Consider the following 2,539-nt stretch of genomic DNA (forward strand, 5'->3'; position numbering starts at 1 on the left):
AGGTGACATCCTTCTGCCACGATCACGGTGTCTTCGTCGAGGCCGAGATCGGCGAGGTCGGCGGGAAGGACGGCGTCCACGCGCCCGGCGCCCGTACACGTCCGGACGAGGCCGTCGCCTTCGCGGAAGCGACCGGCGTGGACGCGCTCGCCGTCGCGGTCGGTTCCTCGCACGCGATGACCGAGCGTACGGCGACCCTCGACTTCGACCTCATCACCCGCCTCCACGAGGCCGTCGCCGTACCGCTCGTCCTGCACGGCTCCTCCGGCGTCGCAGACCCCGACCTCACCCGCGCGGTCGAAGCCGGCATGACCAAGGTCAACATCGCCACCCACCTCAACAACGTCTTCACCGACAAGGTCCGCCAGGTCCTGGCCGCCAACCCCAACCTGGTAGACACCCGCAAATACCTAGGCCCCGCCCGCAACGCCGTAGCCACCGAAGTAGCCCGCCTACTCGGCGTCCTGAACGCAACCTAACCCCCACCCCACCACCTCCCACCACCTCCCGCGACCACCGGGCGACCCCCTCTCGTGACCGTCGCGCGTGACCCGCTCCCGTGACCGTCGCGCGCCCCCTCCCGCGACCCCCTCCCGCGACCACCGCGCGCCCCCTCCCGCGACCACCTCCCGTGACCGTCGCGCGAGACCCCTCCCGCGACCACCGCGCGCCCCCTCCCGCGACCACCTCCCGTGACCATCGCGCGTGACCACCTGCCGTGACCGTCGTGCGTGACCGCCTCCCGCGATCACCTCGTGCGCCCGCCTCGCGCGATCACCCCGCGTCTCAGCCCCCCGCGCCTCAGCTCCCGACGCCTCAGCCTCCTTCCGGCGCCCGGCCGTCCTCAAACACCTCCCCAACGCGAAGGGATATCCCGTCCCGTTGGGGGTTCTCCCCTGGTATGCGAGGGGAGAACCCAACACGCGAACGGATATCCCCTCGTCTTGGGCTGAGCCCGGCGGGAGGTGGCAGGGCGGGAGTGGGCGGTCCGGCGTGCGGTGGGCGGGCGGCAGCGCGGGGCGGTGGTGCGGCAGATGGTGCAGCGCGGGGCGGTGGTGCGGCAGGTGGTGTGGCAGGTGGTGTGGCAGCGCGGGCCGGAGGTGCGGCAGGTGGTGCGGCAGGTGGTGTGGCAGCGCGGGGCGATGGTGCGGCAGGTGGTGTGGCAGCGCGGGGCGGCAGCGCGGGGCAGATGGTGCAGCAGGTGGTGCGGTGGGTGGGGCGGTGGTGCAGCAGGTGGTGCGGTGGGTGGGGCGGTGGCGCGGTGGTGCAGTGGGTGGGGGCGGTGGTGGGTAGGAGGTGCACGCATCGAGCGGGCGATTCTGGCGCTCGGCGACATCGTGCGGGTGGACGTCTATCGTTGGGGCGAGGGTTCGGCCCATTTCCACGTCTGGTTCTACCCGCGCCCGCTCGGCATGCTCGAGGCGCGCCGGGAGATGCTGCCGCTGTGGGCGGACCTGCTCCCCGAAGCCCCCAAGGAGGACGTCGCCGATGCCGAAGCGCAGATCGCGGAGGCGATGGCGGCGGACAACTGAGATGAACGCCGACCGCCCGGGCCCGGAGCACGGCGCTCAACCGAAGACACCCGCCCCGAAGACACCCGCCCCGAAGACACCCGCCCCGGGGACGCCCGCCCCGGGGACATCCGCCCCGGGGAAATCCGCCCCGGAGGCATCTACTCCAGGGCGGTCCGGTCTGGGGCACGTCGACTCCCGGCAGACCGGTCCCGCACTGGCGCGGCGGTTGGGTGTGGGGGATGCGGTGCTCATCGGGCTCGGCTCGATGGTTGGTGCCGGGGTGTTTGCGGTTTGGGCGCCGGCCGCACAAGCTGCCGGATCCGGTCTGCTGATCGGCCTCGTGCTGGCGGCGATCGTTGCCTACTGCAACGCGGTGTCGTCGGCGCAGTTGGCGGCCGTCTATCCGGTGTCGGGTGGTACGTACGTGTACGGGCGTGAGCGCCTGGGGAAGTGGTGGGGCTTCGCCGCCGGTTGGTGTTTCGTGATCGGCAAGACCGCGTCGTGCGCCGCGATGGCGTTGACGTTCGGAACCTACGTCACAGACAACAACTGGCTACGACGGTTGATCGCCCTCGCGGCGGTTCTCGCGTTGGCGGCCGTCAACTACCGGGGCGTGACGAGGACGGCACGCCTCACCAGGATCCTCGTCACGTGCACTCTCGTCGTACTCGCCCTCGTACTCGTCGTCCTCTTCACCGGTGCACCGCACCATCACGAGACGACCAGCACCTCGGCGTACGGCGTTCTGCAGTCGGCGGGACTGTTGTTCTTCGCGTTCGCCGGCTACGCGCGGATCGCCACGATGGGGGAGGAGGTCCGGGAGCCGGCGCGAACCATTCCCCGGGCGATCCTGATCGCGCTGGTCATTGCCATCGGCATCTATCTCGCCGTCGCGCTGGCACTGCTCCGGACCGGCGACCCCGCGTCGACCGCGGCGCCCCCCGCGGCCGCCGGGGAGCGGGGGGGGGGGGGCTGGGGGGGTCCCGGGGTGCGGGGCGGGGGCCCCCCCCCCCCCGGCGCAGATA

Annotated in this window: 3 protein-coding genes; all 3 read left to right on the forward strand. The window is 72.1% G+C overall.

The genetic code is table 11. The annotated features are described in order from the left end of the window. Positions 1-479, forward strand: a 479-nt coding sequence (locus ACWF0M_RS38070) for a class II fructose-bisphosphate aldolase (protein ID WP_452240635.1), incomplete at its 5' end; no start/stop codon positions are given. Between the two features lie 555 nt (positions 480-1,034). Beyond that, positions 1,035-1,532, forward strand: coding sequence for a hypothetical protein (locus ACWF0M_RS38075; RefSeq protein ID WP_452240636.1), 498 nt, complete (start codon positions 1,035-1,037; stop codon positions 1,530-1,532). Positions 1,533-1,746: 214 nt separating this feature from the next. Next, on the forward strand, positions 1,747-2,539 hold a 793-nt coding region (locus tag ACWF0M_RS38080), incomplete at its 3' end, for an APC family permease (RefSeq protein WP_452240637.1).

The organism is Kribbella sp. NPDC055110 (assembly GCF_053607525.1).

What these genes read in the sequence shown, in the direction of transcription:
- ACWF0M_RS38075 (WP_452240636.1), top strand. Translation starts at nt 1,035, where the DNA reads ATGGTGCAGCGCGGGGCGGTGGTGCGGCAGGTGGTGTGGCAGGTGGTG.